At 56.2% G+C, this 6,349-nt stretch carries 5 protein-coding genes and 1 rRNA gene; 5 read left to right on the forward strand and 1 reads right to left on the reverse strand.

Features of this window, described 5'->3' with window-relative positions; translation table 11 throughout:
* Window positions 1-14 precede the first annotated feature (14 nt).
* The 5 genes from trxC (at window position 15) to JHD74_RS13580 (ending at window position 5,880) form a co-directional block, all read left to right on the forward strand.
* Entirely contained in the window at window positions 15-434 is a 420-nt protein-coding gene (trxC, locus tag JHD74_RS13560) for a thioredoxin TrxC (RefSeq protein ID WP_021807597.1), read from the forward strand.
* Window positions 435-550: 116 nt separating this feature from the next.
* Complete coding sequence (locus tag JHD74_RS13565; RefSeq protein ID WP_199062883.1) at window positions 551-1,255, forward strand: tRNA-uridine aminocarboxypropyltransferase; 705 nt, start codon at window positions 551-553, stop codon at window positions 1,253-1,255.
* 55 nt (window positions 1,256-1,310) lie between these two features.
* Window positions 1,311-3,962, forward strand: a complete 2,652-nt coding sequence (locus JHD74_RS13570; protein WP_199062884.1) for a bifunctional acetate--CoA ligase family protein/GNAT family N-acetyltransferase — start codon at window positions 1,311-1,313, stop codon at window positions 3,960-3,962.
* Window positions 3,963-4,115: 153 nt separating this feature from the next.
* The gene (gene pssA / locus JHD74_RS13575) at window positions 4,116-5,471 is read left to right on the forward strand and encodes a CDP-diacylglycerol--serine O-phosphatidyltransferase (RefSeq protein ID WP_024530687.1); all 1,356 of its coding nucleotides are present in this window, start codon (window positions 4,116-4,118) and stop codon (window positions 5,469-5,471) included.
* Window positions 5,472-5,547: 76 nt separating this feature from the next.
* The gene (locus tag JHD74_RS13580) at window positions 5,548-5,880 is read left to right on the forward strand and encodes a YfiM family lipoprotein (protein WP_037435468.1); all 333 of its coding nucleotides are present in this window, start codon (window positions 5,548-5,550) and stop codon (window positions 5,878-5,880) included.
* Window positions 5,881-6,227: 347 nt separating this feature from the next.
* On the opposite strand, the gene rrf is transcribed toward JHD74_RS13580, so the two are convergent.
* Window positions 6,228-6,343 (reverse strand): 5S ribosomal RNA (gene rrf / locus JHD74_RS13585).
* Window positions 6,344-6,349: the final 6 nt, after the last annotated feature.

The raw sequence follows: 6,349 nt of genomic DNA on the forward strand, positions 1-6,349 counted from the left end.
CCCCAGAGGTAATCATGAATACAGTTTGTGCAGCTTGTAATGCCACCAACCGCGTGCCGGAAGAACGTCTGGCGGACGGCGCTAAATGTGGCCGCTGCGGCCATGAATTGTTCGACGGTGAAGTGATTAACGCCACCGCCGCCACGTTGGACCAGCTCCTGCAAGACGACTTGCCGATCGTGGTCGATTTCTGGGCCCCGTGGTGTGGCCCGTGCCGCAGCTTCGCGCCGATCTTTGAAGATGTGGCACAGGAGCGCGCTGGCAAGGTGCGTTTCGTGAAGGTCAACACCGAAGCCGAACCCGAGTTGAGCGCACGCTTCCGCATTCGCAGCATCCCTACCATCATGGTGTTCCGTGAAGGCAAGATGGTCGATATGCTCAACGGCGCGATGCCGAAAGCGCCGTTCGATAACTGGCTTAACGAGCTAGTTTAACGCAAAAGCGCTTACTATGCCGCCAGTTGTTGTCGGCATCCCATCACCCAGAAAGCCCGTGCGCCTCTCCCGCCGGGCTTTTTTCTGCGCTACAATGGCGGTTTTTCAGGATAGTTATGACTGACAACGCCGTACTTCGTCTACGCCAAGACCGTTTAGACCGCGCCACCCGACCGTTTCTGGCCAGAGGTAGCCGCGCCGTGCGCTGTCAGGGTTGTTTGCTACCGCAGCAAAACTGCCTGTGTGCCACCATCAAACCGCTGCAGGCCAACAGCCGCTTTTGCCTGATCATGTTCGGGGCAGAGCCGTTAAAGCCCAGCAATACCGGCCGCCTGATCGCCGATATCCTGCCTGATACCCTGGCGTTTACCTGGTCACGCACCGAAGTCGATCCGGGCCTGCTGGCTACCATCAACGATCCCACTCGTCAGCCCTACGTGGTATTCCCGGCCTCTTATGCTGATGCGGATCGCCTGGTGGTTAGCAGCCTGCCCGCAGGTGGCAAGCCGCCTTTATTTATCATGCTCGACGGTACCTGGTCCGAAGCGCGCAAAATGTTCCGTAAAAGTCCCTATCTGAATCAGTTCCCGGTCTTTTCACTGAACGTGTTGGCCTCATCAGACTATTTGCTACGTATTGCCAGCCGCCCTGAACAGCACTGTACGGCAGAAGTCGCTGCCGCCCTGCTGCAACAGGCGGGGGATGAACAGGCCGCGACCGGGCTGAGCCAACATTTCAATTACTTCCGTGAACAGTATCTGGCGGGGAAACCTCACCGCCCAGAGGCACCGGTCACAGCAAATCAGCCACAAAGCGCCTAGAATCAGACGATAATTTGCCTTTTTCAGGCAAACCGGTCAGGAGCAGGAGCCGCATATGAGCCAGAGAGGGTTAGAAGCGCTATTACGTCCCAAATCAATTGCCGTGCTCGGCGCTTCGCAACAGCCCGGCCGGGCTGGCTACCTGATGATGCGCAATCTGCTGGCTGGCGGTTTTACCGGCCCTATCCTGCCAGTCACGCCACGCTACAAGGCAGTCTGCGGCGTGATGGCCTATCCCGACGTAGCCAGCCTGCCGCTAACCCCCGATCTGGCCGTGCTGTGTACCAATGCCCAGCGTAACCTGGCACTGATCGAAGCCCTGGGTGAGCGGGGCTGCAAAACTGCCATCGTACTTTCCTCCCCAGTGGAACAATTCGCCGAGCTGAAGGCCACCGCACAACGTTACTCAATGCGCCTGCTGGGGCCAAACAGCCTGGGCTTGCTGGCGCCTTGGCAAGGGATCAACGCCAGCTTTTCGCCGGTCCCCATTCAGAAAGGCAAGCTGGCGTTTATCTCCCAGTCTGCCGCCGTGGCGAATACCATTCTGGACTGGGCGCAACAACGGGAGGTTGGCTTCTCCTACTTCATCGCGTTAGGGGATAGCCTGGATATCGACGTCGACGATCTGCTCGACTTCCTGGCCCGCGACAGCAAAACCAGCGCCATTCTGCTGTATCTGGAAAACATCAACGACGCGCGGCGTTTCCTTTCCGCCTCTCGCAGTGCCTCGCGCAATAAGCCGATCCTGGTGATCAAAAGTGGTCGTAGCCAACAGGCACAGCTACTGCTCAACAGCCAGCAGGGATTGGACGCCGCTTACGATGCTGCCATCCAACGCGCCGGTTTGCTACGTGTACAGGATACTCACGAGCTGTTTTCCGCCGTGGAAACCTTAAGCCATATGCACCCGCTGCGCGGTGAGCGGCTAATGATTATCAGCAACGGTGCAGCCCCCGCAGCCATGGCGCTAGACGAATTACTCTCCCGCAACGGTAAGCTGGCAACGTTGACAGATGAGACTCAGGAGAAGCTGAGCGCAGCGCTGCCGGAGTTTATCCGGCCAGGAAATCCTATCGATCTGCGTGATGATGCAACCCCCAAGCGCTATCTGGCAGCTCTGCAACCGCTGCTCGACAGCCACGACTATGACGCCCTGCTGCTGATCCATGCCCCTAGCGCCGCCTCTCCGGGCACTGAGACCGCCGAACGGTTGATCGAGGCCATCCGCCAGCACCCACGTGGGAAACGCATTACGTTGTTAACCAACTGGTGTGGCGAATACTCCTCTCAGGAGGCCCGCCGCCAATTTACCGAGGCAGGGATCCCAACCTATCGCACGCCAGAAGGCGCGGTCACCGCGTTTATGCATATGGTGGAATACCGCCGTAACCAGAAGCAGCTCAAGGAAACTCCGGCGCTACCGATTGGGCTTACGGCCAATACCGCTGCCGCGCACCAGTTAATCCATCAGGCGTTGGCCGAAGGGGCTAGCCAGTTGGATACCCATGAAGTCCAACCAATTTTGCAGGCTTACGGCCTCAGCACCCTGCCAACCTGGATTGCCAGTGACAGCGCAGAAGCGGTGCACATTGCCGAACAGATTGGCTACCCGGTAGCACTGAAGCTGCGTTCTCCGGATATCTCACATAAATCCGAAGTTCAGGGGGTCATGCTTTATTTACGTACCGCCATCGAGGTGCAGCGGGCGGCGGAAGCGATCCTCGACCGGGTGAAGCGTACTTATCCGCAGGCGCGCATCCACGGTCTGTTAGTGCAAAGCATGGCCAACCGTGCCGGAGCACAGGAATTGCGTATTGCCGTTGAACAGGACGCGACCTTCGGCCCGTTGATAATGCTGGGCGAAGGTGGCATCGAATGGCGCAAGGAAAACCAGGTCGCCGTTGCCCTGCCGCCGCTGAATATGGCGCTGGCGCGTTATCTGGTGTTGCAGGCGGTGAAAGGAGGCAAAATCCGTGGGCGCAGTGCGCTGCGGCCGCTTGATATCCCCGGCTTAAGCCGCCTGTTGGTGCAGGTTTCCAACCTGATCCTCGACTGCCCGGAGATCTCACGCCTCGATATTCATCCGGTATTAGCCTCCGGCAGCGAGTTTACCCTGCTGGACGTTTCCATGCAGTTAACGCCTTTCAGTGGCGATCCACAGGCACGCCTGGCGATCCGCCCTTATCCCCATGAGCTGGAAGAAACCATTGAATTAAAAGACGGTTCTCAATGCCTGTTCCGCCCGATCCTGCCGGAGGATGAACCGGCGCTGAAGCACTTTATCGACCGTGTCACCAAGGAAGATCTCTATTACCGCTACTTTAGTGAGATCAACGAGTTTAGCCACGACGATTTGGCTAACATGACCCAAATCGACTACGATCGAGAAATGGCTTTCGTAGCAGTACGCGATGGCGAAGAGATCATCGGCGTCACGCGCGCCCTGTCAGATCCCGACAACACCGACGCCGAATTCGCCGTGCTGGTGCGTTCCGATCTGAAAGGTCTGGGTCTGGGCCGGCAGCTCTTGATGAAAATGATTAGCTATGCGCGAGCGCAAGGCCTGGCCCGCCTGACAGGCATTACCATGCCTAATAACCGCGGAATGGTCACGCTGGCACAAAAGCTGGGGTTCAAGGTCGATGTGCAAATTGACGAAGGGATTGTCAATTTAACCCTGCCGCTACAGGATGGGGCGACGCCGTGACCGCTGTCGCAATGTAATACGAATCCACTACTTAACGCCAAAACATACGCACAATCGGGGCAACTAGTGGTATTATCGCCCGATTGTTCGAAGCATTTTATTCATGGAAGTGGCGTTCCGGCCATCCAAATATGAGAGAAGAAGCGCACTGTGATGTTGTCAAAATTTAAACGTAGCAAACATCAACAACACCTTGCACAACTGCCCAAACTCCCCCAGACGGTTGCTGATGTCCGTACCCTTTTTACGCCGGCCGATTTCCGTGCAACGCTGCTGGAATCGATCGCTAACGCAACAACCCGTATTTATCTGGTAGCGCTCTATCTGGAGCATGACGATGCGGGCCGCGACATCCTCAATGCGCTCTATCAAGCCAAGCAGCAGCGCCCTGAGCTGGAGATCTGCGTGTTGGTAGACTGGCATCGTGCTCAACGTGGGCGTATCGGTGCGGCAGCGGCCAATACCAATGCCGACTGGTACTGCGCTATGGCTGCACAGCACCCGCAGGTTTCGGTGCCGATTTACGGCGTTCCGGTCAATACTCGCGAAGCGCTGGGCGTACTGCATTTGAAGGGCTTTGTCGTTGACGATACGGTGTTCTACAGCGGTGCCAGCATTAATGATGTCTATCTGCACCAGCATGATAAGTATCGTTACGATCGCTATCAGCTGATCACCAATAATCTGTTGGCGGTGACCCTGTGCGATTACATCAAACAGCATCTGTTAACCGCCGGTGCCGTACAGCGTCTTGATCGTGCTGACAGGCCCAAAAGCCTCGAGATCAAAAACGAAATCCGCCTGTTCCGCTTTGCCCTACGCCGTGCCGCCTATCAATTTCAGGGGAACGCCAGTAATGATGAGCTGGCCGTCACCCCGTTAGTCGGCCTGGGCAAACAGAGCATTCTGAACAAAACGATCCACCACCTGATGTCCAGCACCGATCAGAAACTGACGCTGTGCACGCCTTACTTCAACCTGCCAGCCTTGCTGGTGCGCAATATCATTTATCTGCTGCGCCAAGGGAAACAGGTGGAGATCATCGTGGGTGACAAGACGGCCAATGACTTCTACATTCCTGAAGATCAGCCGTTCAAGATTATCGGCGCGCTGCCTTATCTCTATGAAATCAACCTGCGCCGCTTCCTGAGCCGCCTGCAACGCTATGTTGATACCGGCCAGCTGATTGTGCGCCTGTGGAAAGACGGCGATAACAGCTATCACCTCAAAGGGATGTGGGTCGATGACGAGTGGCAGTTGATCACCGGTAACAACCTCAACCCGCGCGCCTGGCGGCTGGATCTTGAAAACGCCATTCTGTTCCACGATCCCAAGCACGAAATGCAGGAACAGCGGCATAAAGAGTTGGAAACGATCCGTACCCATACCACGGTGGTGGGCCACTATCTCGAATTGCAAAGCATTCAGGAATATCCGGTCAAGGTGCGCAAACTGATCCGTCGTCTGCGTCGGATCCGTATCGATCGCTTGATTAGCCGTATACTGTAAACTCGCTATAATTAACTGCACCACAGCCCGGCAATGCCGGGCTTTTTTGTCCATATTGAGACAGGATGTTTTCACTATGCGCCCACTCCGTCTGCTCATCCTCCTTCCGGTATTGTTGTTCTCCAGTGGCTGTACCCATATGGCCAATGATAGTTGGACCGGCAAAGACAAGGCTCAACACTTTGTCGCTTCCGCTGCATTTGCGGCCGCTGGCGCGGCTTATGGCGATCACCAGAACTGGAATGAGGCACGTAGCCGCAGTTTTGGCCTGCTATTTTCGATTGGCTTGGGCGCAGCGAAAGAACTGTATGACAGTAGAGAAGGCGGTACGGGCTGGAGCTGGAAGGATTTTGCCTGGGATGTGGCAGGGGCTGCGACAGGGTACAGTATTTATCATCTGGCGCGTTGAGGGTCAGTCAATTTGTCAGATCGAGTAATACCCTTCCCCTCACCCTAACCCTCTCCCCCAGGAGAGGGAATCGATCGAGCTCGCTGATATTCCTGCGTCATACCCCATCCTTAGGCTTACTCATCACTGCCGAAGTGGTATGGCTAATCAAAGGTTACCTCTTTCCGAAGCCGCACGGGCTTATCCACGACGCCGGACTGCTCCCTCTCCCCTACACAAGTATTCAGGATGTTCTCGGTTGGTACTCTGGGAGAGGGTTGGGGTGAGGGGCTTTCACTGACATTTTCTGTTTTTGACCCATAGCAAAAAGCCCCATGCTTTCGCATGAGGCTTTCGACTTAATTGATGCCTGGCAGTGTCCTACTCTCGCATGGGGAGACCCCACACTACCATCGGCGCTACGGCGTTTCACTTCTGAGTTCGGCATGGGGTCAGGTGGGACCACCGCGCTATTGCCGCCAGGCAAATT

It is taken from the genome of Serratia sp. ASV30, from assembly GCF_016428815.1.
GTDB classification, from domain to species: domain Bacteria; phylum Pseudomonadota; class Gammaproteobacteria; order Enterobacterales; family Enterobacteriaceae; genus Chania; species Chania fonticola_C.

Coding starts and splice junctions, on each gene's coding strand:
- trxC (WP_021807597.1), top strand. CDS start 15: ATGAATACAGTTTGTGCAGCTTGTAATGCCACCAACCGCGTGCCGGAA.
- JHD74_RS13565 (WP_199062883.1), top strand. CDS start 551: ATGACTGACAACGCCGTACTTCGTCTACGCCAAGACCGTTTAGACCGC.
- JHD74_RS13570 (WP_199062884.1), top strand. CDS start 1,311: ATGAGCCAGAGAGGGTTAGAAGCGCTATTACGTCCCAAATCAATTGCC.
- pssA (WP_024530687.1), top strand. CDS start 4,116: ATGTTGTCAAAATTTAAACGTAGCAAACATCAACAACACCTTGCACAA.
- JHD74_RS13580 (WP_037435468.1), top strand. CDS start 5,548: ATGCGCCCACTCCGTCTGCTCATCCTCCTTCCGGTATTGTTGTTCTCC.